We start from the raw sequence: 24,242 nt of genomic DNA on the forward strand, positions 1-24,242 counted from the left end.
CTTACTGATGGAAACAAAAGGATTCACTGACCAAGTCGACAATTATATACACCATTTGCGACGCGCTATTTATCAACCAGTGGTCGAACGAGATGCCGGGCATGCTCCGATTGATAGGAGAAAAGCTTCGTTGCTCCTATTGCCTTTACTTAACGGAGAGCAATGGACAGATGAGATGCAAACCGCAGCGTTGGCCATCGGTGCCATCCACACGGCCTTTGACGTCCATGATCAAATCGATATCGTCGATGCTTCATCCAAAGAACAGCAATTGATGGTACTTGCGGGCGACCACTTCAGCGGTATTCACTATAAGCTATTGGCGTCGATTCCAAACTTCCATCTCATTCGTTCCTTATCATCGGCGATTGGCAGAGTAAATGAATGCAAGACGACATTGCTTCAAGCGCCGCCGTCCACTCTTGAAGAGCGGTTACAGTTAATTACTGAAGTGGAAAGTGCATGTATTGTGAAATTCTTCGATACATTCGGCTTTAGTCGCTACACACACATTATTGAGACGGTTTTCCCTTTCATCTGGTTGCTTGACAGCAAACAGCATGAATTGAATCGGATGAAATTTCCGCATCTTGTACCGAGTACGCATGATACACAAAGTTGGATCGATCAATTACAACAACAACTGAATGACACAATAGAGAACAGCTTTCATTTACATACTGAAGTAATAGCAAAGTTGCAGAAAATGACGAAACAATGAGGAAGAAAACTGAAGTGGAGAAAGAAGGGTCGAACTGTGGCGGTCTCAAAAGAAGAAAAAGTTCATAACGTCTTTGAAAAAATTTCGACAGACTATGATAAAATGAATTCCGTGATCAGTTTCAATCAACATATTAAATGGCGGAATGATATTATGGTACGCATGAATGTACAGCCAGGGGCTAAAGCACTTGACGTTTGCTGTGGTACGGCAGACTGGACAGTTGCATTGGCTCAAGCTACAGGACCTGCTGGTGAAGTCATTGGCTTGGACTTCAGTGCCAACATGCTAGATTCCGGCAGAGACAAAGTGGCGCCTTATCCGCATGTTACGTTGGTTCAAGGTAACGCTATGTCACTTCCGTTTGCGGACAATTCATTTGATTATGTGACGATCGGATTTGGTCTTCGGAATGTCCCTGATTACTTGACTGTATTAAAAGAAATGCGACGCGTGTTAAAGCCGGGTGGAATGGCAGTGTGTTTGGAAACATCTCAACCTAAAATACCTGTCTACCGTCAAGGGTTCCGCTTCTATTTCAAATATATTATGCCGTTGTTCGGTAAACTTTTCGCAAAAAGCTATAAAGAATATTCTTGGCTTCAAGAATCAGCAAATGATTTCCCAGGCATGAAAGAGCTGGCACAGCTTTTTGTCGATGCGGGTTATCAAGAAGTTTCGTATAAGTCTTACAGTGGCGGTGCGGCGGCAGGCCATATCGCTTACAAATAATGAGTACACGGGAGAAGGTAATGGCGTTGGAAAAAATTAAGTTGATGTCGCTTTATACGGATTTCCGCAAAGATATGTCCTATATTGAAAAAGAGCTTGAGCGTTCCGTGCAATCCTCTTCTCCCATTGTTCGTCAGGCTTCCTTGCATTTATTGAAAGCGGGAGGGAAAAGAATCCGGCCGATTTTCGTTATCATGGCTGCTCAATTTGGAACATACTCGCTGGAAAACGCTGCAAAAATTGCAGTATCTCTTGAATTGATCCACATGGCATCTCTTGTCCATGATGATGTAATTGATGATTCTGATATGCGACGCGGTTTAGAAACTGTTAAAGCGAAGTGGAACAATCGGGTAGCCATGTATGCGGGGGATTTCATCTTTTCACGAGCGCTGACATCTATCGGTAATATCGAGAAAGCACCTGTTCATCAGATTCTCGCAGAAACGATGCTGGAGATCTGTAAAGGAGAAATCATCCAGATAGATTTCCAACAACAAACCGATCAAGATCTACGCGACTATTTGAAACGTATTAAGCGAAAAACTGCTTTGCTATTATCCTCCAGTTGTGAACTCGGCGCACTTAGTGCGGATGCGGATGCTCAAACTGTACGGAAACTCAAAAGATATGGGTATTTCACTGGAATGGCATTTCAAATTGTCGACGATATCTTGGACATCACTTCAACAGATGCAGAACTTGGGAAACCGGCAGGAAGCGACTTATTAAATGGTCATATTACATTGCCTGTTTTATACATAAAAGATGATGAACAATTTATGCCCTACATGAAACGTGCGTTTACTGGGGTGATGGAAGAATCGGATAGACAAGCGATGCTTCGCTATATTCGACAGAGTGGTGCTATCGAAAAAGCACAGCATGTAAGTGATCTGTACTTAATCAAGGCATTGAAAGAATTAGAAAGTCTGCCAAATGGCAAGTCGAAGAAAGCATTGACTCAAATCGCTGACTTTATCGGTCAACGAAAATATTGACGATGTTTGTTAATAGTTGAAAGAAAAAGGCGTCAATGTTACGATTTAAAAGGGATTATCCCTATAGAAGATCGAAGGAGTGTTTTGGAGATGGAAAGAACATTTTTAATGGTAAAGCCTGACGGCGTACAACGTAACCTTGTAGGTGAAATCGTTGGTCGTTTCGAAGACAAAGGATATCAATTAGTTGGCGGGAAATTAATGAATATTTCTCAAGAACTTGCTGAACAACATTACGGAGAACATAAAGAACGTCCATTCTTCGGAGAACTTGTAGAATTTATCACTTCTGGACCAGTTTTCGCAATGGTATGGGAAGGCGAGAACGTCATCTCTACTGCTCGCTTAATGATGGGTGCAACGAATCCAAAAGAATCTGCTCCTGGAACTATTCGTGGAGATTTCGCTGTAACAGTAGGCAAGAATATTATTCATGGTTCAGACTCAGCTGAGTCAGCAAGCCGCGAGATTAACTTGTTCTTTAAAGAAGAAGAGCTTGTGACTTATGACAAAACAGTGAACAACTGGATTAATTAATCGCCAAAAACAGCCGAGCGAATTTCGCATGGCTGTTTTTCTTATACATACAACATACTTTTTCCGCTATAATGAGAACGTACATAAGAAAGAAAAGGCAACAGGGGGTTGTGAAATGTCTGATTATTCGATGTTAATTCAAGGGGTCAAAAAGAAAACCGGGATCGATTTGTCTTTGTATAAAGAAGCCCAGATGAAGAGGAGACTCACTTCACTATATGAAAAGAAAGGCTTTCGTAATTTTAAAGATTATTCTCTAGCAATTCAAACGGACAAAGACTTATTGGAAGAATTCTTGGACCGCATGACGATTAATGTGTCAGAATTTTACCGCAACGCCATACGTTGGAACGTCTTAGAGAAGAAAATCTTTCCTCAATTACTGGAGAAGAATACTCGCTTAAAAATTTGGAGTGCGGCTTGTTCTACCGGAGAAGAGCCCTATTCACTTGCGATGGTTCTATCCTCGTATCTTCCATTACGTGATATCTCCATCTATGCCACAGATCTGGATATGGGTGTATTGAATCGAGCCAAAGTAGGTCTTTACAATGAACGCGCATTAAAAGAGGTGCCGAAGCCAATCGTCGATAAGTTCTTCATAAAAGAAGGTGCTTCCTATCAAGTGGTAGAAGATATTAAGAAGACCGTTACATTCAAACAGCACAACTTGCTGGAAGATCGCTACGATACGAACTACGATTTGATCGTTTGCCGTAATGTGATGATCTACTTCACGGAAGAAGCGAAAGATCAGATTTACACCAACTTCTCGAAAGCACTTAAACCGGGTGGTATTCTGTTCGTTGGAAGCACAGAACAAATATTCAATCCTGAAAAATACAACTTTGAATCAGTAGATACATTCTTTTATAGAAAAAAATACTAAACTACGTTACGGAGGAATGGAATATGCGCTATATTACAGCTGGTGAATCACATGGTCCACAGCTTACGGCTATCATTGAAGGATTACCTGCACAGATGGAGCTAACTGCTGAGATGATCAATAAAGAATTGAAGAGAAGACAAGGTGGTCACGGTAGAGGCCGTAGGATGCAAATAGAGAAGGATCGTGTAGAGATCTCATCAGGTGTACGTCATGGTAAAACATTGGGCTCGCCCGTCACGCTGACAGTTGTCAATGATGATTGGAAACATTGGACAGGCATCATGGGTGTAGAACCCCTGCCTGAAGACGTAAATCCGGAAGATGTGAAGCGTCAGATCACTCGTCCTCGACCTGGACACGCGGATCTAGTCGGTGGTATGAAGTATGGTCACCGTGACCTACGAAATGTTTTGGAGCGTTCATCCGCACGTGAGACGACGATGCGTGTTGCAATCGGTGCGGTAGCCAAGCAATTCTTGCGTCAACTTGGGATTGAAACTATAGCGCATGTTACAGAAATTGGTGGCATCGAAACGGACCCAGCGGCTTACGCGAATCTTTCTATTGAAGAACTACGCGCGATTGTAGAAGAAGATGCAGTGTATTGTGCGGACAAAGATGCGTCTGTCAAAATGACGGAAGCTATAGATGATATTAAAAAGCGTGGCGATACACTAGGTGGCGTAGTAGAAGTGATCATTGAAGGATGTCCTCCTGGAATTGGTAGCTACGTACAATTTGATCGCAAAATGGATGGCAAGCTGGCAGGCGCTATGATGAGCATCAACGCGTTTAAAGGTGTAGAAGTTGGTTTAGGGTTTGATATGGCTAAAATGCCAGGCAGTGAAGTACATGATGAAATCGGCTGGAATGAGGAGTTGGGATATTACCGGAAATCCAATCGTTTAGGTGGACTTGAAGGTGGAATGACAACAGGTATGCCAATTGTTGTTCGCGGTGTAATGAAACCTATCCCCACGCTTTATAAGCCACTGGAAAGCGTAGACATTGATACGAAGGAACCTTTCGTTGCAACGATTGAGCGTTCCGATCCTTGTGCGGTTCCTGCTGCATCTGTCGTAGCTGAACATGTTATCGCTACAGAAATGGCTAAAGCGATTATGGAGGAATTCCGTTCAGATACGATGGATGGTTTACAGAAGGATATTGAGCAATATAGACAATATGTAAAGGAGTTTTAAGATGGAGAAGTTAACAGTTTCCGTCCGTGATCACCAATACGATGTCTATGTAGGTTCGAATACGTATGAATTATTTTCGACTGAATATGCAGAATTGCTACGTACTACAGATAAAATCGGAATTATTGCCGATGCACATGTGGCAGAGCTGCATCTTCCATTACTGCAAGAAGCTCTAGTCCGTTCTGGTCGCGAGGTATCGGTGAAAATCGTACCTGGCGGCGAGAAGTGTAAAATGCCAGAAGTCTACGTTGATTGTCAGTCGTTCTTACTGACTGAAGGGTTTACACGAAACTCACTTTTGATCGCATTTGGCGGTGGAGCATGTGGGGATTTAACAGGCTTTGTGGCAGCGACGTTTATGCGGGGAATTCGCTTCATTCAATGTCCGACAACTGTGCTTGCGCATGACAGTGCAGTCGGTGGTAAAACAGCTATCAATATGCCAGAAGGGAAAAACATGGTGGGATCCTTCCATCAACCTTCAGCCGTATTGTTTGATACGGATGTATTCAACACATTGCCTGCATCAGAAATGCGTTCTGGCTTAGCGGAGTTGGTCAAACACGCTTTTATTTCGGATCCTTTGTGGACGGAGCAATTACTGGAAAAAGAACGGTTTTCTTCACCTTCCATAAAATGGCTTGAAAAAGAATTACTGCAAGGCATTAAAGTAAAAGCAGATATCGTAGGAGAAGACGAGTTTGAGAATTCTACGCGTAAGTTTCTGAATTTCGGCCATACCTTTGGCCACGCAGTAGAAGCGGCCTCTGGATTCGGTAGCCTCAGTCATGGTGAATGTGTCATGATTGGTATGGGCTATGCTTTCTTGCTAAGTGAAAAATACGGTGATCTACCTGAAGGATTCACGAATCGCTATCTTCACTTCGCCAGCAATAATGGCTATACATTTAAGCCGGTATTCTCTTATAGTTTTGAAGAGTTATTATCCTATATGCAAAAGGACAAAAAAGCTTCATTCGGCAAGATGAATTTTGTTTTATTGCAAAAAATCGGTGAACCTTTTGTAAAAGAAATTAGTTCAGAAGAGTGTCAGTCGGCATTTGAAGAATTCAAAGGAAAATTGAAAAGCGAGGGAATTGTATGAATGTAAGAGGAATTAGGGGTGCGACAACAGTTGAACATGATCACGCGGAAGAAGTGTTACAAGCGACAGAATCACTTGTACTCGAAATGGCAGAAGCGAATCAATTCAAACCGGAAGATATTGGTTCTGTGATAGTTTCCACTACAGTAGATGTCAAAGCGGCATTTCCCGCAAAAGCAATCCGCTCGATTGAAGGCTGGACGTATGTACCGGTCATGTGTACACATGAAATAGATGTACCTGGCTCTATGCGTAAGTGTATACGCGTCATGATGAATGTCCATACGTCTAAAAAACAAGAAGAAATTCAACATATTTATCAAAATAATGCCGTTCAATTACGACCTGATTTACAAAAATAATACAGCGGAAGTTAGGGGGAGCTATCTAATGAAGTGGAAACCAATATTACACACGATGAAACCTTATACACCCGGACGTTCATTAGAAGATGTCAAACGTACATATGGCTTGCAAGAAGTACATAAGCTCGCTTCAAACGAAAACCCTTACGGTTCATCACCTGAAGTCGCAGCATATTTACGCTCAAAGGCAGCCCAATTTGAGATGTATCCAGATGCTTACACTGCTGGTTTACGTGGAAAACTTGCGGAATTCCATCAAATCGATCCGAATGAAATTCTTTTCGGCAATGGTTCAGATGAGATTGTCACCATTATTTCCCGTGCAATACTACAACCGGGGACTAATACGGTCATGGCTTCTACGACTTTCCCCCAATACGCACATAATGCAAAAATAGAAGGTGCTGAAATTCGTGAAGTAGCTATGTTAGAAAACGGCGATCATGATTTAGAAGGCTTTTTGAAAGTGACTGATGAAGATACAGCTGTCATTTGGGTGTGTAATCCGAATAACCCGACAGGTAATTTATTATCGAGTGAATCGATAATAAACTTCTTGGATCGAGTACCTGAAACAGCACTTGTTGTTCTCGATGAAGCATACTTTGAGTTTGTTACAGATCCAGCACAGCAAGATGCCATGCAGTGGATTCATGATTATAAAAATTTGATCATACTTCGAACGTTTTCAAAAGCATACGGCTTGGCAAGTTTCCGTATAGGTTATGGCGTTGCGAACGAAAGCGTGGTAACTGAACTTAATAAAGTACGGAATCCTTTCAACAACAGCTCACTTGCATTAGCGGTAGCCGAAGTGGCTCTTGCGGATCAACAATTCCTTCAAATGTGTGTATCTAAAAATGATGAAGAACGAAAACGGTATGCAGACTATGCGAAACAGCATGCATTGGCGATCTATCCGTCAGCTACAAATTTTGTATTAATGGCTGTACCTGGGGACGCAGATGCTGCATGTGAAGTGTTATTGCAAAACGGATATATTGTCCGCAGCGGAAACCTGCTGGGCACACCAGGATTTGTTCGCGTGACGATCGGAACGCACGAGCAAAATACAGGTTTCTTTAAAGCGTTTGATCAACTATTAACTAACCAATAAGGATAGATGACAATGAAAACGACGGTAAGTATAATTGGACTCGGATTGATCGGAGGATCACTGGGTCTAGCATTAAAACGAAATCCAGAAATTCAGATTGTAGGTTTTGACCGTTCCTATGCGACTGCAGATGAAGCATTTCGTAGAGGAATTATTGATACGGTAGCGCCTTCTGCGAAATCAGCCTGTGAACAGGCTGACTTTGTTGTTTTCGCGACGCCTGTCAATACGACGGTTGCTCTTTTTGAAGAAGCCGTTAACTGGGACTTCAAAGAACATGTCATCGTCTCGGATACAGGAAGTACGAAAAAGCCGATTATGGATGCTGCGAAGATTTTACGAGAAAGAGGGATCACCTTCATAGGGGGCCATCCAATGGCGGGTTCCCATAAAAGTGGTGTATCTGCTGCGATAGAGCATCTTTTTGAAAACGCGTATTACATCCTTACGCCGGATGAATCAACGACTGAAGAACAAATCGAGGTTATGGAAAAATGGTTATCTGCAACAAAAGCCAAATTGATTGTCCTTCAAGCGGAAGAGCACGACCGTATGACAGCGATCATCAGCCACTTCCCGCATATTGTAGCTTCTTCATTAGTTGGACGTTTGGCTGCACAGGAAGAGCAACAACCATTTGTGAAAAAGCTCGCTGCAGGTGGATTTCGAGATTTAACACGTATTGCTTCAGCAGATCCTGTCATGTGGCGTGATATTACGATCCAAAACCGAGAAGAATTATTGTCACAAGTCGATGGCTGGCTTGCCGAAATGAATAGCATTCGCTCTATGCTAGAGGACAATAATCCTGATCATATATTTGACTTCTTTGCGCAGGCGAAAACATACCGCGATCAGCTTCCTTCTACAAATGAAGGCGCACTTCAAGGGGCGCTTTATATGACGTTTGATTTACACATCGATGTACCGGATCATCCGGGTGTCATTTCCGAAATCACAAAAATCTTGGCAGAAGCCAATATTAGCTTAACCAATATACGTATCGTGGAAACACGTACGGATGTGTACGGTATTTTAGTAATCAGTTTCCAGTCAGCTACAGAACGTAAGAGAGCTCGTCAAGTATTGACGGCAGAAACTGATTACTCTATGCACGTACTTTAAGAGGAGGAGAGCGTAATGTCAGAACAACAGACGGTTTCATTTGAAAAGCCGGTTCTTCGCGGCGCTTTACAAGTACCTGGAGATAAATCCATTTCCCACCGTGCAGTTATGTTGGGATCCATTGCCAAAGGCAAAACGACTATTAGTGGTTTTTTGGATGGTGAAGATTGTTTGAGCACGATTGAAATGTTCAAACAGCTTGGGGTGAAGATTACTCGTAACGGAACGAATGTGACGGTAGAAAGTCCTGGCATTGCGAACTGGCAGACTCCCGCTACAGCACTTGACGCGGGTAATTCGGGAACGACTGCTCGTTTAATGTTGGGCATATTATCCGGTTCTTCCGTAACATCTGAAATGTGCGGAGATCAATATTTATCTAAGCGTCCGATGAAACGTGTGACGAACCCTTTGGAAGAAATGGGTGCAGACATTACGAGCAAAGGAACAGCTGATTATTTACCACTGACAATCACCGGAAAAACGTTGCAAGCAATTGACTATTTAATGCCGGTTGCTAGTGCGCAAGTAAAATCCGCTGTATTACTTGCGGGTCTCCAAGCGAAAGGCACTACGTCCGTTACAGAAATAGCTACATCACGGGATCACACGGAACGTATGCTTGTACAGTTTGGTGCGAAGTTAGAACAACAGGGTCAAGTAATCCGGATTGAAGGCGGTCAGCAACTGACTGGAACGAATGTTGTCGTACCAGGCGATATTTCCTCTGCTGCATTTTTCATGGTAGCGACGGCATTAGTGGAAAACAGCGATGTGTCGTTTCTGAAAGTTGGATTGAACCCTACTCGAACAGGTATACTAGATGTACTAGAAGCGATGGGTGTTGAAATTGAACTATCAGATGAACAAGGCTTTTCGGGAGAGCGTTATGGCACTGTCCGAATCAAGCATTCGAAATTGCGAGGAACCGAAATCGGCGGAAAGTTAATTCCGAGATTGATCGATGAACTTCCTGTGCTTGCTTTATTGGCAACGCAAGCAGATGGACAGACCGTCATTAAAGATGCAGAAGAACTTCGTGTCAAAGAGACGGATCGAATTGAAGCTGTCGCTACGGAATTACGAAAACTCGGAGCGGATATCGAGACCACACCGGATGGCATGATCATTAATGGGCCGACGCCACTAACGGGTGCCACACTTCAATCATACGGTGACCACCGTTTAGGTATGATGGCGGCGGTAGCGGGATTGATTACATCAAGTCCCGTTCAAATCGACAATCCATCTTGTATCGCGATTTCCTATCCACACTTTTTCGAAGACCTATCGGAGTTAGTCAATCCATAAAGTAGAATAGAAAGCTCAGGTGAAAAAATGAATGAATTGCAGGAATTAGAGCAAATCGTACTCGATGGAGATGTAGATGCTCTACAAGATAAAATACAGAAACTGCAAGCTGCTAACGACTATGACGCATTATACAATGTCGCAAATCTATTGATCGACTATGGATTCATTGGACAAGCCGATGATATATTCTCTCAGTTGATGCAAGTATTCCCTGATGAAGCCCAGTTGAAAATAGATCGTGCCGCGGCTTTACTGGAACTAGGTGAAGAGGACGAAGCGTTATTATTGCTGACGGACATTTCACCGGACGAAGAAGAGTATGTACAAGCTTTGCTTGCACAAGCGGATTATTATCAAATGCTCGGACTTGCCGAAACGGCATTATCTAAAGTGCGTGAAGCGGCAACATTGGCTCCACACGAACCAGTCATCCAACTTGCAGAAGCAGAACTGCTATTGGAGTCGGGACGATACAGTGAAGCTGTGAGAATTTATCGCAAGCTTCATGAGACAACCCTAGAGGTCGCAGGCGTTAATCTGTCCTCACGGCTTGCGGAAGCGTACAGTGCAGGGGCTGCCTATGAAGAAGCCATTCCTTTCTATGAGGCATTACTGGATAAGGAAGCGAACCCTGAAGAATTATTTGGATTAGGCTTGGCTTATTATCAAACTGGACGTTACTCGGAAGCAGTCACACGTCTTGAGCAGTTGTTAGAAATGGATCCAGATTATTTTTCCGCTTATATGCTTGCGGGGCAAAGCTATGCACAACAAAATGAAGACGACAAAGCGCTAGAGCTTTTCAAAAAAGGTATTGAACGTGATGAGTTCGATAAAGAATTGCAACTAGCGGCAGGGAAATCTGCTTTGAAATTGCAAATGCCACAACAAGCAGAAGAGCATTTAAAAGAAGCGCTTGTTTTAGATCCAGAGTATATCGATGCACTGGTAACACTTGCTTCGGTGTATGAAAATCAGGAAGAAGATGAAGCGTTAATTGACTTGTTGACGTACTCTGAAGCAGATCAATTAGAAATTCCTTTACTTCATGCTTTTCTCGCATACGCCTATGAACGTATAGAAGATTACGAAAAAGCGTATGAAATGTATTTCAGAGCATATGATGGGATGAACGAGGATGCTACTTTCTTAGATCAATATGCACGATTCTTGCTAGAAGAAGGTAAGCGTGATGAAGCGTTATCCATCATTCAGCAGTTGGTAAGAATCGCTCCGCATGAAGAAGAATGGACGGCATACATCGCGCAATCTGAAGAGGAGGGGTAAGATGAAGGCCATGGTTCCTGTAGCTGCCAAGAAAGAATTTTTAAGGTGGTTTTTAAAGCGCTATCGATTAAAGCGGCGGGAATGTGTATGGATTTTAAATTATCTTCTCAGCAACGAACATTTATTAACAAATGTTCATTTTACAAATGAAGCGCATCATTGCCCGCGCGCCATGATCATTTCAACTACAGAAGTGGACAGTATCCCATTTCGCTTCTACAAGGGCAATTTGATGACAGCTGATGCGGAAAAGTCATTTCATGACCTCAGACTGCATCCTGACGAGGATATGTTTATCCAACTGAATTTCAAAAACAGCAACAAATGTCCTGAGTACGCAAGTGTGGCGGAAGAGAATCCTTATTTACCGGAAGATCTTCTAAAGAAAAAGAAAGACCAACAAATAGCGGAAAAGCTGTTAGAGGAAAGTTTCACATTAACGACAAATGACATGTTGCTGAAAAGGATCGACGAAGCGCTAGATAATGGTGACCGTGAGCTGTTTATTAGTCTGACAGCTATGTTGAATGAGATGAAAAAAGATAAAGACGTCAGCCAATGATTTCGCCCTTTGCGGTGGAATCATTGGTTTGCGTTGCGCGATAATATAAGCTAAACTTTACTGGATGATCCAAGGAGGAATGACAATGAACTGGGTTCCAAAAGACGTGGATACGTATATAAATCAGAAAGAATATATTGATACTGTCGTTGTGCCTTTAATAGCTATAGACACACGACCTGACACGATGAAAAACAGCGCTTCTTCTTCTGAATTCTTGATGAATCTGTCGATGTTCATAGAAAAGCAATTTAAAGGGCGTATGATGTTCATGCCGCCTGTTTCGTACACGCAGTCAACTGACTTGCAGCAATTAGCGGATACGTTGTCAAAGGACTTGGAGAAGTCATCCTTTACGCATGTCTTCTATCTAACGACTGATCCTAAGTGGACGAGCGTGACGGTGGAAGGTAAAGTCGTTTGGCTGCCGTCTATCCCTCTAGAAACGATGGACAACCATCTACGTCAAACCATCATGGAAGATCAGCTACGACAAGTTCTGACACACTTTATGGAGAGTTGGAACGTGCAGTGAGAGTCTAACGTGGAGTACTAAAAGTAGAGGATTTGCGTTGCGAAGGCGCATTTGACATAAAAGTGCCACTTCATTTCGTTGTAGAACTTGAAGTCCATCTAGTTTCATGTCATTATCAGTACAGAGACTTTCTAAACACCGTCTGAGAAAGGATACAAGCACTAGTTGGAACTTATTTAAAGGTAGTTCGTCGTTTGTCACCAAATCTTAATATTTGTCGACAAACTTAAGCACCTACTAAAAGCATTATTGAATTTAGTTTCATATTGATATATCATAGATATGTCCTAGTATTACAATTAGCAAAAGAATGTCCGTGGGACTGACTTTGGAGTAAGAGGAGGGAAATTACTGATGAGCAATAAAGTGTCAAGACGCACGTTCCTAAGTTATACACTAATGGGAACTGGTGGGTTCATGGCCTCTGCAATGCTGATGCCGATGATTCGTTTCGCAATTGATCCTGTACTGGCTAGTGCCGGCGGTTCGGATATGATTCCAACACCGCAAAAAGCAGCCGATCTTACAGAAACACCGGTTCGTGTAGACTATACAATCAAAGATCGACAAGATGCATGGTATACTTCTGACGAATCTAACACGGCTTGGGTCTACAAAGAAGGCGACAAAGTCATAGCACTTTCTCCGGTCTGTAAACACTTAGGGTGTACAGTAAACTGGGAAGGCGACGAGCATAAAAACGAGTTTTTCTGCCCTTGTCACGCTGGACGTTACAAAAAAAATGGTGATAACATTCCAGGAACACCACCGCTTGGACCGCTTGATGAGTATGAAGTAGAAGTCATCGACGGATTTGTCTATCTTGGTGCAGTAATACCGAACACATTAGTCTAAAGGGTAAGGGGGTACGAACGCAGTGTTAAATAAAATTTATGATTGGGTGGATGAACGGTTAGATATCACTCCAATTTGGCGAGATATCGCTGACCATGAAGTACCTGAGCACATAAACCCTGCACATCATTTTTCTGCATTCATCTATTGTTTCGGAGGTTTGACGTTTTTCGTAACGGTAATCCAAATCTTGTCTGGTATGTTCCTGACAATGTATTACACACCGGATATTGAAAACGCTTGGAAATCAGTTTTCTACCTTCAAAACGATGTTGCATTCGGTGAACTTGTGCGCGGAATGCACCATTGGGGAGCTTCGTTAGTTATTGTAATGATGTTCCTACATACTTTGCGTGTATTCTTTACAGGGTCTTATAAGAAACCTCGTGAATTGAACTGGATCGTCGGCGTATTGATCTTCGGCGTCATGCTAGGTCTTGGATTCACAGGTTATCTATTGCCTTGGGATATGAAAGCTTTATTTGCAACAAAAGTTGGGATTGAGATTGCCGCGTCAGTACCTTTCATCGGAGAACAGATTAAAATTCTTCTCGCGGGTGATTCCACGATTCTAGGTGCACAGACGTTAACAAGATTCTTCGCGATTCATGTATTTTTCCTACCGGCTGCTTTGCTTGGGTTGCTCGCAGCACACTTTATCATGATCAGAAGACAAGGTATTTCCGGACCACTATAAGAACCAATTTTTTGGTTAGGGTCATCTGAAATTTAAGAAGGAGGGAATAACATGCACCGCGGAAAAGGGATGAAATTTGTCGGGGATTCGCGCATCAAGGCTTCAGGCAAGATGTCGAATACACCCAAAGATTACTCAGAATATCCGGGTAAAACCGAAGCATTCTGGCCAAACTTTCTATTGAAAGAGTGGATGGTTGGAGCGGTTTTCTTAATCGGCTATCTAATCGTTACTCTTGCACACCCGTCACCGCTTGAGCGTCAAGCGGACCCGACGGATACAATGTATATACCGATACCAGACTGGTATTTCTTATTCATGTATCAATTATTAAAATATGAATTTGCATCCGGTCCTTATAACGTGATCGGTGCGATCGTCATTCCAGGATTGGCATTTATGGCATTAATGCTAGTTCCTTTCATGGATACAACAAAAGAAAGACGTCCATTTAAGCGTCCATTGCCAACAGGCTTCATGATTCTTTCATTCTTGGCGATCTTCTACTTGACTTGGGAATCAGTCGAAAACCACGACTGGGAAGCAGCAAAAGTTCAAGGTGCTATTGTGGATGAGGTAGAATATGATGAAACGGCTGAAGGGTATGAGATTTATCAGGGTTCTTCCTGTATTGGCTGTCACGGTGACTCCTTCCAAGGTGGATTGGGCTTACCGTTAACTAACACAGGTATGACAGCTGAAGAAATCGTTGAAATCGCTCATGACGGCCGAGGTTCAATGCCTGCTGGTACATGGGAAGGTTCAGATGAAGATCTTCAAGTACTTGCTGAATTTATAGCTGAGCTAGAAACGAAGTAAGAAAAAAGAGTCAGGAAACTGACTCTTTTTTTCTATATATTTATCCGTAACTATATAATACATAGGAGTAAAATATTTCGGTGAAAGTGGTGATGTTTTTGCGAATGGCATGGGCACAAATCTGGATGATCCTTTCTCATAAATCTTTTTTATGGATCCTTCTTTTCATTAATATATTAGGCTCGGTCTATGGATATGATTGGTATATGTGGCAACTGGAAATCACAGAGCCAAAGTACTGGATATTCGTACCAGATAGTCCTACAGCCACTTTGTTCTTTTGTATCGCTATAATAGGTTGGCTACTCAATCGGAATTTCAAATTGATGGAAGCTCTTGCACTCATTACATTAGTGAAATATGGTTTGTGGGCTGTCGTTATGAATGTATTAACACTTGTTGTGACGGGGTCAATCGGCTGGGTAGGCTGGATGTTGATTGGTTCTCACTTTGCGATGGCATTGCAAGGAATCTTATATTTACCAACATATAAATTTAAGGCTTGGCATATACTCATTGCCTCCATTTGGACACTTCATAATGACGTAATCGACTATGTTTTCGGACAAATGCCGATCTATCATGACCTTACGCAATACAGTCCTCAGATCGGTTATTTCACATTTTGGTTATCTATTGCTTGTATAGCTATTGCGATGTGGAATTATAAGTCAAGGCTAGACCTACAGGCTTTGAAAGCATAGTTAAAAGTTGCAGTAAGCAAGTAAACATTATAAAATTGAGAGTAGAGAGAAAGGGGAGAGATAGACGTGTTCTGGATTTACTTTGGTGTCATTTTATTGCTTCCTATCTATGCGCAATTTAAAGTGAAAAGCACATATAAAAAGTATTCAAAGATTCGTTCTACTTCTGGGATGACCGGTGCTCAAGTAGCGAGACTCATTCTGGATCAAAACGGTTTACATGATGTAAAAGTTGTGGAAAGCCAAGGATTCTTAACGGATCACTATAACCCAATGACAAAAATCGTGGCGTTGTCCACAAGTAACTACCACGAATCATCTGTAGCCGGTACAGCGGTGGCAGCGCACGAAGTGGGCCACGCTATTCAAGACAAAGAAGCTTATTCATTCTTGCGCTTCCGCCACCGATTGGCGCCAGTCGCAAGTTTAACTTCTAATGCATCTTGGGTATTTATCATGATCGGGATCATCTTCTCTAGCATGAACTCTTTGCTAGGGATCGGGATTCTGCTGATGGCAGTTGGGGTGCTATTCCAAATTGTCACATTGCCAGTAGAGTTTAACGCATCGTCACGTGCGATGGATCAAATCGTTCAACTAGGTATCATTCGTAACGATGAAGAACCACAGGCGAAAAAAGTATTGAATGCAGCCGCGATGACATACGTTGCTGCAACAGCAGTGGCAGTACTTGAACTAGTACGTTTGATTTTAATCTTTACAAACCGCGACTAATCAATAAAAAATCCTTCTGCTACACGCAGAAGGATTTTTTTAATCACCGATAGGACGCTTTTGTTCATCTAATGTGAATCCTTCACCCATCACGTCATGTACTTCCATCATGGAGACAAACGCTTCAGGATCTACAGAGGTGATAAGATTTTTCAATCGAATCATTTCATTTTTTCCAACAACGCAATACAGTATTTCGCGATTTTCTTTTGAGAAATGACCGTATCCTTTAAACACTGTCACGCCTCTTTCCATTGAATCGGCAATTTTACTAGCGATTTCATCCGGCGAGTTCGTAACGATGAATGCACCTCTCGCAGAATAGGCTCCTTCTTGTACGAAATCGATGACACGTGCGCCGACGAATAATGCAACCAACGTATACATCATCGAGCGGTAATCTAAATAGACAGCCCATGATAATAAAATGATAGCGGCGTCAAACACAAACATCGTTTTCCCCATCGTCACTCCATATTTCTTATGCACAAGTCTCGCGATAATATCGGAGCCACCTGTCGTCCCACCGCTTCTAAAGATAATACCTAGTCCTACACCGATGAATACACCTGCAAACAGTGCGACTAAAAACAAATCCCCCTCCATATGAATACTCACTTCATATTTCATGAAGATTTTAATGAAGATCGATACTGCCACTGTGCCAATGACGGTATAAATGAAGGAACGTCTGCCGAGCATCTTCCACCCTATTAAAAACATCGGGATATTCAGCAATAAGTTCATTAAAGCAGGGTCCCAATTGAAAGCAAACAGCAAAATCAAGGTAATCCCGGTAAATCCGCCTTCTGCGAGTTCATGTTGGATCGTAAAGTTCACGAGTCCGAAACTAAATAACGCAGCACCCAACATAATCAATAAAATATTTCGTACACGAATTCCAGCGAACAAACACAACACTCCTTCCGTTAATCGATCCTTGGTGTAATTGAGCTTCTTGTTCTATGTAGCTTGTCCCATGTACGCGCGTATTATCATTCGATGATACGTGCAATATACATAGTATGTGCTAAATATTATATTTTGACAATAGCCAAAAGAATGCATACGATAGGAAGGGGAGCTGATTGTGATGACTAAAACGATGGAACAATTGCAACAAGATGTGGACACATACATAACTGGTTTTAAAGAAGGATACTTTCCTCCGATGGAACTGATCGCACGGCTGACAGAAGAGTTAGGAGAGTTATCCCGTGAAGTGCAAGATCGCTACGGTATGAAGAAGAAAAAATCTACTGAAGCTGTACGAACGTTGGAAGAAGAAACAGGTGACCTATTATTCGTCCTCATTTGTTTTGCTAATTCACAACAAATTGATTTATCAGAAGCGCTTGATACGGTATTGACTAAATTCAACACAAGGGATAAAGACCGTTGGACTAAAAAGGAGGAAACAGAATGACGATTAAATTAGCGATAGCAGGTGCACGTGGAAGAATGGGTGGGACTGCTATAGTAGCAGGGACGGAAGCAGTGGATATTGAGATCGTAGCCGTGCTGGATTATAAACATGATGGAGAATACCTACATAATGGAGCCATAACCGATACAAAAGAAGGGATACCGATTTATACATCACTTGCAGCGTTGCATGCTGCACACCACCCGAATGTATTACTCGATGTGACAGATCCTGATGCGGTGTTCGCTAACGCAAGCGAAGCATTGTCGCTAGGTATGAACGTAGTGGTCGGCACGTCGGGATTGACTGCCGAAATGCTCACAGATTTAGAGAACCTTTCTAATGAACAGCAGAAAAGCTGTATTATTGCACCGAACTTCTCGATAGGTGCCGTTCTTATGATGAAATTTGCTCAACAAGCTGCCCGTTATTTAGGAGACGTTGAAATACTTGAAATGCACCATGACCGGAAATTGGATGCACCGTCTGGAACAGCTGTCAAAACGGCTGAGATGATCCGTGAAGTACGTGCAGCCCACATCCAAGGTCACCCAGAAGAACAAGAGACAGTTAAAGGCGCACGCGGGGCAGATATCGAAGGTATGAAGATTCACAGTATTCGTTTACCAGGATTACTCGCACACCAAGAAGTACTACTTGGCGGTGAAGGGGAATTGCTCAAGATCCGTCATGATTCATTCGACCGGAAGTCCTTTATGCCGGGTATACTACTAGCGGTTCGTGAATCTGTTTCTACTCCACGATTCATCTACGGCCTTGAAAAAATTATAGATTAAACTTTTGCAGTGAGGCGGTTTATGTATGCAACAAAGAAAATTAAAAGTAGGTGTCATTTGTTATCCTTCACTTGGAGGATCAGGTGTAGTGGCGACGGAGTTAGGGCTTAAAATGGCGAATAATGGTCATGAAATGCATTATATTACGTCGAGTAAACCGTTTCGTTTTTTGGATATCCATCCGAATATCCATTTTCATGAAGTGACGATTGAAGGATATGCAGTTTTTAAATATCCTCCGTATGACATCGCCCTTGCTAACCGCATCGCGCAAGTCATCGAATCGGAACAGCTGGATTTGCTGCATGTCCACTACGCAGTGCCACACGCGATTTCCGCTATTCTAGCGAAAGATATGGCGCAATCATCTATTGGGATCATCACGACACTACATGGCACCGATGTGACGATTCTGGGTCACGACCCTGCATTAAAAAATACATTGTCTTATGGTATTAATAAATCCGATCGTGTAACGGCTGTCTCGCGTTCGTTACGCAATGAGACGATCGAGTTGTTGCAGCCGACGACCGAAATCCGAACGATTTATAACTTCATCGATGAAGAAAAATATTATCCACGTGAAGTTGGACGACTTCGGGAAGAACTCGGTATTGCGCCAGATGAGAAAGTATTAATCCATATATCTAATTTCCGTAAAGTGAAGCGTATTCCAGACATTATCGAAAGCTTCCGTTTAATTGATCAGCAGCATAAGGCGAAATTGCTGTTAGTCGGTGAAGGTCCTGAGAAATTTGGCTTGGAAGAACTTGTTGAGCACAATGGATTGCAAGACGATATTTTATTCTTAGGAAAACGTGATGATCTACCGGATTTATTATCCCTCAGCGATGTGATGTTATTGCTGTCTGAGAAAGAGGCATTTGGTCTCGTGTTGCTTGAGGCTTTTGCTTGTGGAGTGCCAGCTGTAGCCAATGCGATCGGTGGAATCCCGGAAGTTGTAGAAGATGGAGTCAACGGTTTTTTAGTAGAACTAGGTGATGTACAAGCTGTCGCGGATCGTGTGACACAGTTGCTGAGTGATTCCCACCTGCATCAACAAATGAAGAGAAATGCTAGGCAAACGGTACAAAAAGAATTCAGTTCCGAATCCATCGTAGCGCAATATGAAGAATTATATTATGAAGTGGCGGCGATGAAATGACAACTTCATTTGGTTCAGCGGCAAGCCGGCAAGTAATTAGAGAGTTACACGCAGCAGGCTATGAAGCTGTCTTTGTTGGCGGTGCAGTACGTGACGCCCAGCTCGGTAAAAAACCGTTGGATATAGACATTACGACTTCCGCGACTCCTCATCAAGTCAAAGAAGTATTCAGACATACTATTGATATAGGTATTGAACACGGTACGATCCTCGTGCTCATGCATGGTGAGCCGATTGAAGTGACGACATACCGTACAGGAGCTATATACAGTGAACTTCGTCATTCCGTCCCTTCATTGCAAGCTGATTTGCAACACCGTGACTTTACGATCAATGCGCTCGCTATGACAGTGGACGGAGAATTGATTGATGTAATGGATGGACTAAACGATTTGAAGCAAAAGATTATTCGGTCCGTCGGAAACCCTGAGGAACGTTTAAAAGAAGATCCACTGCGTATTTTCCGTGCCTTGCGCTTTTCCTCCGTCTTGAATTTCGACATCGAGTCCGAGACATTGCAGACGATGAAAACACTAGCTCCTTCATTGCGTCATGTGGCGATAGAACGGATCAAAACAGAAATGGATAAATTGTTTCAGGGGCAGAATCCTTCTCGAGCGTTTCAGTATGGACGTGAAATTGGCTTGCCAGAACGTTTTCCCGAATTATTTTCAGCATTTGAATCATTGGATTGCTATACACCATTTCTTCACGCACGCCATGGCTTCGCGGCAATGCTTGCAGTGACGGACACGACCGCAACGGAACTGGCTAGGTACTTCAAATTGTCTAATGAAGAAAAACGTTTTCTGAAACAGTGTGAAGAAGCCCTTGCTATACGTATACAACGAGCGTTTGATCCATGGGATTTCTATAGCTATCCAGCCGACGTACTGGAAGTAGTAGGGAAAATCTATAGCACACATCATGAAGGTCATGATCTAAGCAATCAGCAAATTGAACAGTATAAAAACCAATTACCGATTTCGCAACGCACAGACTTGGCTTTCACCGGAAACGACTTATTGAAATGGTCTGGAAAAAGCGGTGGCAAATGGACAAGTGATTGGATTATGAAAATTGAACGAGCAGTTGTCTACGGACAAATTGAAAATGACGCACTGGCGATAAAGGAATGGTTTATAAATGAAATCTCCCGTGAAAAGTGAATTATTGAAACGATTGTTTGCTGCACAAGGTGAACCCATATCGGGTCAAGATATTGCCGATGAATTCGGTCTATCGCGCACAGCGATCTGGAAATATATTAAAGAGCTTGAAGAAGAGGGTTACGAAATTGGGTCACAGCGTAAAAAAGGTTATTACTTAATCGATGCACCCGATTTAGTGAATCAAGGGAATATTACCGAATATTTAACGACCGAACGCTATGGTCGAGTCATTAAATATTTCACATCGGTGCCTACTACACAGACCATTGCACATGAAGATGCGCAAAATGGAGCGGAAGATGGCACATTGATTATTGCGGAAGAACAGACAGCCGGCAAAGGACGTTTGGCGAGACCGTGGCAGTCAAAAGCAAATCGGGGTATTTGGATGAGTTTGATTATTCGTCCTGATTTGGCACCTCAATACGCGCCGCAACTGACATTGGTTGCAGCCGTCGCAATTGTTCGTGCGATTGAAGAAGTGGCGGATATTCAGCCGGTTATTAAGTGGCCGAACGATATTTTACTCAACGGCAAAAAAATCACAGGTATCTTGACAGAGCTTCAGTCCGATCCTGATCGTGTCAAAGCGATTATTTTAGGGATGGGGATCAATGCCAATCAGCAGCAGTCTGATTTCCCTGAAGAACTGCAAATGATTGCGACTTCATTACGAATTGAAAAGGGAGAGATGATTGACCGTGCACAATTAGTGGCGGCCATTCTGAAGTACCTCGAGCAATATACAGATTTATATGTCGAAAAAGGATTTGCACCGATTAAAATTTTATGGGAGAGCTATGCTGCGATAACGGGGAAGAGAATTAAAGCTAGCATGGTCCATGAAACAGTTGAAGGGATTGCGCTAGGTATTTCCCATGATGGTATGTTAGAACTACAACTGGCAGATGGTACTGTACGTGGAATTTATTCCGCAGACATCGAAGTTAAGAATTAAAACTATACATAAACTGACTGTTTTGATATAGTGTACGCATAGGGCGGTATCGATTTGAGAGCTGCACCTGTTTGGCAAATGAATTATATACAAGTTCTGCCTTGATCTATTTAGACAGGGACGGAGGAAGCATGATGAAACGCTTACGCAACCCTTCTGTCCAAATTTGGATCAGTAGGGTTTTATTTTTGGTTTTTTTGCCTACCAAACGCCTGCTGAAATCAGACGTAAAGGAGAAGATAAACAATGAAATCTACAACAGATTTTTCGAAAATGAAAGCTAATGGTGAAAAAATCAGTATGTTGACCGCATATGATTATCCGACAGCACAAATTGCAGAACAAGCAGGTATTGATGTACTTCTTGTCGGGGATTCCCTTGGTATGGTCGTGCTAGGCTATGATTCGACTGCACATGTAACGCTCGATGAAATGAGTCACCATGGTAAAGCGGTTCGACGAGGTGCAAAAGATACGTTCGTAATCGTCGATATGCCATTTGGTACGTATCATGGATCGGCTGATACCACTTTACAGAATGCTTTACGTTTATTCCAAGAAACTTCTGCGAATGCACTGAAAGTCGAAGGCAGTGGCGCGGTTATCGATAAAATCAAGTTGATGACGACAGCTGGCATGCCAGTATGTGCACACTTAGGATTGCTTCCGCAGTCAGCTGGAGTTAGTGGTGGATACAAAGTTCAAGGGAAAACGGCTGCTGCAGCTAAACAGTTGATCGATGATGCTAAAGCTTGTGAAGCAGCGGGTGCGTTTATGATTGTACTGGAATGCATTCCTTTCCAATTGGCAAGAGAAGTTGCGGAGGCAGTATCTATTCCTATCATTGGTATCGGTGCGGGTGCTGAAGCAGACGGCCAAGTACTCGTATTCCATGATATGGTGCGCTATGGCAATCATAAATTACCAAAATTCGTCGAAAGTTATGCGGACGTTGGTAAAGATATCGAAGGTGCGATGAGACTGTATAATTTGGCAGTTAAAGATGGATCGTTTCCTTCTGAAAGCCATCGCTTTACGATGAAGGAAGAAGAACTTGAAGCATTGTACGGAGGCAAGACGCTATGAGTACTAGTGCCACCATGCAAATAGTTCGATCGATCGCGGAATTACAAAATATTCTAAACACAAGAAAACGTGAAGGGCGCACTGTAGGTTTCGTACCGACAATGGGTTTCCTTCATGAAGGTCATATGGAATTAGTCAAAGAAGCTAGAAGAGACCATGATATGGTCGTCATGAGTATTTTCGTCAACCCTGCGCAGTTTGGGCCTGGAGAAGATTACGAAGCCTATCCACGCGATGAACAACATGACGCAGAATTGGCTTCCACAGCAGGAGTCGACTATTTATTTATTCCATCTGTTGATGAAATGTATCCTCGTAAAAGCGGCATCAGAATTCTACCTGGAGAACAAGCGTCGCGTCTATGTGGTGCTTCAAGACCAGGACATTTCGACGGGGTATTGAAAGTTCTATTGAAATTATTCAATATCGTCGATCCAGATGAATCGTATTTTGGCATGAAAGATGCGCAACAACTAGCGATTATTGAAACGTTTGTAGAAGACTTCAATCTTCGCACATCGATCACACGTGTACCTACTGTACGTGAAGAAGACGGACTCGCGAAAAGTTCACGTAATGTGCGATTACTTGAACACGAACGAAATGAAGCAAGTGCCATCTATCGTGCACTATCTCAAGGGAAACGCAGTTATTATGAAGGCGTGCCACTTCAAGAAGTAGCGAAGATTGTGCGCAAAGTGATTGAAGAAGAAACATCCGGGACAATTGATTATGTCGAAGTGCTTGCATATCCGTCTTTGGAAGAAAAGATCGACGATACGGATGAAGTAATCTTAGCAGCCGCAGTCCAGTTTACTCACGCAAGATTGATAGATAATATTATTATGTCAACTATAAAGGATGAGAAAAATGTTTAGAATGATGATGAATGGAAAATTACACCGCGCCACTGTAACGGAAGCCAATCTGAATTACGTAGGGAGCATTACAATTGACGGAGCGCTATTAGAGGCTGCGGGGATGTTACCGAATGAGAAAGTGCAGATCGTTAATAATAATAACGGTGCGCGCTTCGAAACGTATATTATCGAAGGAGAGCCAGGCAGTGGAGTAATTTGTGTCAACGGAGCTGCAGCACGTCTTGTGCAGCCGGGTGACATTGTTATCATTCTTTCTTATGCATATGTGTCGGATGAAGAGGCGCGTACGCATCAGCCGACTGTGTTGATAATGGATGAGCAGAATCGTGTGAAGGAAGTAATCACGGAAAAACCAGGCGTCGCTATATTCTAAAGAGTACTGAACCCCCATTTGAGAATTATTAGAATGGGGGTTCAGTTGTAGAAAAAGTAAGCGCAGTGAGGTAGCT

The 24,242-nt window shown here is 42.7% G+C and carries 28 protein-coding genes; 27 read left to right on the forward strand and 1 reads right to left on the reverse strand.

Features of this window, described 5'->3' with window-relative positions:
- Positions 1-7: 7 nt before the first annotated feature.
- The 19 genes from SporoP17a_RS15875 to SporoP17a_RS15965 all read left to right on the forward strand — a co-directional run bounded on the left by SporoP17a_RS15875 (position 8) and on the right by SporoP17a_RS15965 (position 16,308).
- A complete protein-coding gene (locus tag SporoP17a_RS15875; protein WP_083035586.1) occupies positions 8-721 on the forward strand; it encodes a heptaprenyl diphosphate synthase component 1 in 714 nt (237 codons plus the stop codon).
- Positions 722-757: 36 nt separating this feature from the next.
- The gene (locus tag SporoP17a_RS15880) at positions 758-1,453 is read left to right on the forward strand and encodes a demethylmenaquinone methyltransferase (protein ID WP_083035587.1); all 696 of its coding nucleotides are present in this window, start codon (positions 758-760) and stop codon (positions 1,451-1,453) included.
- Between the two features lie 26 nt (positions 1,454-1,479).
- Positions 1,480-2,454 (forward strand): polyprenyl synthetase family protein, encoded by a 975-nt coding sequence (locus SporoP17a_RS15885; protein ID WP_083036169.1) that lies wholly within the window; start codon positions 1,480-1,482, stop codon positions 2,452-2,454.
- Positions 2,455-2,544: 90 nt separating this feature from the next.
- Positions 2,545-2,991, forward strand: a complete 447-nt coding sequence (gene ndk, locus SporoP17a_RS15890; protein WP_029053042.1) for a nucleoside-diphosphate kinase — start codon at positions 2,545-2,547, stop codon at positions 2,989-2,991.
- A gap of 115 nt (positions 2,992-3,106) precedes the next feature.
- Positions 3,107-3,880 (forward strand): CheR family methyltransferase, encoded by a 774-nt coding sequence (locus SporoP17a_RS15895; RefSeq protein ID WP_083035588.1) that lies wholly within the window; start codon positions 3,107-3,109, stop codon positions 3,878-3,880.
- 23 nt (positions 3,881-3,903) lie between these two features.
- On the forward strand, positions 3,904-5,085 hold the full coding sequence (gene aroC, locus SporoP17a_RS15900) for a chorismate synthase (RefSeq protein ID WP_083035589.1): 1,182 nt from the start codon (positions 3,904-3,906) through the stop codon (positions 5,083-5,085).
- A gap of 1 nt (position 5,086) precedes the next feature.
- A complete protein-coding gene (aroB, locus tag SporoP17a_RS15905) occupies positions 5,087-6,193 on the forward strand; it encodes a 3-dehydroquinate synthase (protein WP_083035590.1) in 1,107 nt (368 codons plus the stop codon).
- Positions 6,190-6,555: a chorismate mutase gene (gene aroH, locus SporoP17a_RS15910; RefSeq protein WP_083035591.1), complete on the forward strand. Its 366-nt coding sequence runs from the start codon at positions 6,190-6,192 to the stop codon at positions 6,553-6,555. Before aroB ends, aroH begins: the two co-directional genes overlap by 4 nt.
- 28 nt (positions 6,556-6,583) lie before the next feature.
- Entirely contained in the window at positions 6,584-7,675 is a 1,092-nt protein-coding gene (gene hisC, locus SporoP17a_RS15915) for a histidinol-phosphate transaminase (protein WP_083035592.1), read from the forward strand.
- Between the two features lie 12 nt (positions 7,676-7,687).
- Positions 7,688-8,800, forward strand: coding sequence for a prephenate dehydrogenase (locus SporoP17a_RS15920; protein ID WP_083035593.1), 1,113 nt, complete (start codon positions 7,688-7,690; stop codon positions 8,798-8,800).
- Between the two features lie 15 nt (positions 8,801-8,815).
- Positions 8,816-10,111: a 3-phosphoshikimate 1-carboxyvinyltransferase gene (gene aroA / locus SporoP17a_RS15925; RefSeq protein WP_083035594.1), complete on the forward strand. Its 1,296-nt coding sequence runs from the start codon at positions 8,816-8,818 to the stop codon at positions 10,109-10,111.
- Positions 10,112-10,138: 27 nt separating this feature from the next.
- Complete coding sequence (locus SporoP17a_RS15930; protein WP_083035595.1) at positions 10,139-11,401, forward strand: tetratricopeptide repeat protein; 1,263 nt, start codon at positions 10,139-10,141, stop codon at positions 11,399-11,401.
- Position 11,402: 1 nt separating this feature from the next.
- Positions 11,403-11,963: a ReoY family proteolytic degradation factor gene (locus tag SporoP17a_RS15935; protein WP_083035596.1), complete on the forward strand. Its 561-nt coding sequence runs from the start codon at positions 11,403-11,405 to the stop codon at positions 11,961-11,963.
- 85 nt (positions 11,964-12,048) lie between these two features.
- Entirely contained in the window at positions 12,049-12,498 is a 450-nt protein-coding gene (locus SporoP17a_RS15940; RefSeq protein WP_158233774.1) for a DUF2487 family protein, read from the forward strand.
- A 351-nt stretch (positions 12,499-12,849) separates the two neighbouring features.
- Entirely contained in the window at positions 12,850-13,353 is a 504-nt protein-coding gene (locus SporoP17a_RS15945; protein ID WP_083035598.1) for a Rieske (2Fe-2S) protein, read from the forward strand.
- A 22-nt stretch (positions 13,354-13,375) separates the two neighbouring features.
- Positions 13,376-14,050: a menaquinol-cytochrome c reductase cytochrome b subunit gene (qcrB, locus tag SporoP17a_RS15950; RefSeq protein ID WP_083035599.1), complete on the forward strand. Its 675-nt coding sequence runs from the start codon at positions 13,376-13,378 to the stop codon at positions 14,048-14,050.
- Between the two features lie 51 nt (positions 14,051-14,101).
- Complete coding sequence (locus SporoP17a_RS15955; RefSeq protein ID WP_083035600.1) at positions 14,102-14,869, forward strand: menaquinol-cytochrome c reductase cytochrome b/c subunit; 768 nt, start codon at positions 14,102-14,104, stop codon at positions 14,867-14,869.
- A gap of 92 nt (positions 14,870-14,961) precedes the next feature.
- On the forward strand, positions 14,962-15,573 hold the full coding sequence (locus SporoP17a_RS15960; protein ID WP_083036170.1) for a lipoprotein heptaprenylglyceryl N-acetyltransferase LhaT: 612 nt from the start codon (positions 14,962-14,964) through the stop codon (positions 15,571-15,573).
- Between the two features lie 60 nt (positions 15,574-15,633).
- Complete coding sequence (locus tag SporoP17a_RS15965; protein WP_156890591.1) at positions 15,634-16,308, forward strand: zinc metallopeptidase; 675 nt, start codon at positions 15,634-15,636, stop codon at positions 16,306-16,308.
- Between the two features lie 39 nt (positions 16,309-16,347).
- Here SporoP17a_RS15965 and SporoP17a_RS15970 read toward each other — a convergent pair whose 3' ends face one another.
- Positions 16,348-17,181 carry a YitT family protein gene (locus tag SporoP17a_RS15970; protein WP_083036172.1) on the reverse strand — a complete coding sequence of 278 codons (834 nt, stop codon included), beginning with the start codon at positions 17,179-17,181 and terminating at the stop codon, positions 16,348-16,350.
- Positions 17,182-17,401: 220 nt separating this feature from the next.
- Between SporoP17a_RS15970 and SporoP17a_RS15975 the strand changes: the two genes are divergently transcribed.
- The 8 genes from SporoP17a_RS15975 to panD all read left to right on the forward strand — a co-directional run bounded on the left by SporoP17a_RS15975 (position 17,402) and on the right by panD (position 24,166).
- A complete protein-coding gene (locus tag SporoP17a_RS15975; protein WP_083035602.1) occupies positions 17,402-17,734 on the forward strand; it encodes a nucleotide pyrophosphohydrolase in 333 nt (110 codons plus the stop codon).
- Positions 17,731-18,531, forward strand: a complete 801-nt coding sequence (gene dapB, locus SporoP17a_RS15980) for a 4-hydroxy-tetrahydrodipicolinate reductase (protein WP_083035603.1) — start codon at positions 17,731-17,733, stop codon at positions 18,529-18,531. Before SporoP17a_RS15975 ends, dapB begins: the two co-directional genes overlap by 4 nt.
- Before the next feature lie 25 nt (positions 18,532-18,556).
- Complete coding sequence (gene bshA, locus SporoP17a_RS15985; protein ID WP_083035604.1) at positions 18,557-19,696, forward strand: N-acetyl-alpha-D-glucosaminyl L-malate synthase BshA; 1,140 nt, start codon at positions 18,557-18,559, stop codon at positions 19,694-19,696.
- Complete coding sequence (locus tag SporoP17a_RS15990; protein WP_083035605.1) at positions 19,693-20,865, forward strand: CCA tRNA nucleotidyltransferase; 1,173 nt, start codon at positions 19,693-19,695, stop codon at positions 20,863-20,865. Before bshA ends, SporoP17a_RS15990 begins: the two co-directional genes overlap by 4 nt.
- Positions 20,843-21,826, forward strand: coding sequence for a biotin--[acetyl-CoA-carboxylase] ligase (locus tag SporoP17a_RS15995; protein WP_083035606.1), 984 nt, complete (start codon positions 20,843-20,845; stop codon positions 21,824-21,826). Before SporoP17a_RS15990 ends, SporoP17a_RS15995 begins: the two co-directional genes overlap by 23 nt.
- A 246-nt stretch (positions 21,827-22,072) precedes the next feature.
- A complete protein-coding gene (gene panB / locus SporoP17a_RS16000) occupies positions 22,073-22,912 on the forward strand; it encodes a 3-methyl-2-oxobutanoate hydroxymethyltransferase (RefSeq protein WP_083035607.1) in 840 nt (279 codons plus the stop codon).
- Positions 22,909-23,790: a pantoate--beta-alanine ligase gene (gene panC, locus SporoP17a_RS16005; protein WP_335695495.1), complete on the forward strand. Its 882-nt coding sequence runs from the start codon at positions 22,909-22,911 to the stop codon at positions 23,788-23,790. Before panB ends, panC begins: the two co-directional genes overlap by 4 nt.
- The gene (gene panD / locus SporoP17a_RS16010) at positions 23,783-24,166 is read left to right on the forward strand and encodes an aspartate 1-decarboxylase (RefSeq protein ID WP_083035608.1); all 384 of its coding nucleotides are present in this window, start codon (positions 23,783-23,785) and stop codon (positions 24,164-24,166) included. Before panC ends, panD begins: the two co-directional genes overlap by 8 nt.
- The last annotated feature ends 76 nt before the right edge of the window (positions 24,167-24,242 follow it).

This window comes from Sporosarcina ureae (assembly GCF_002082015.1).
Taxonomy (GTDB): domain Bacteria; phylum Bacillota; class Bacilli; order Bacillales_A; family Planococcaceae; genus Sporosarcina; species Sporosarcina ureae_A.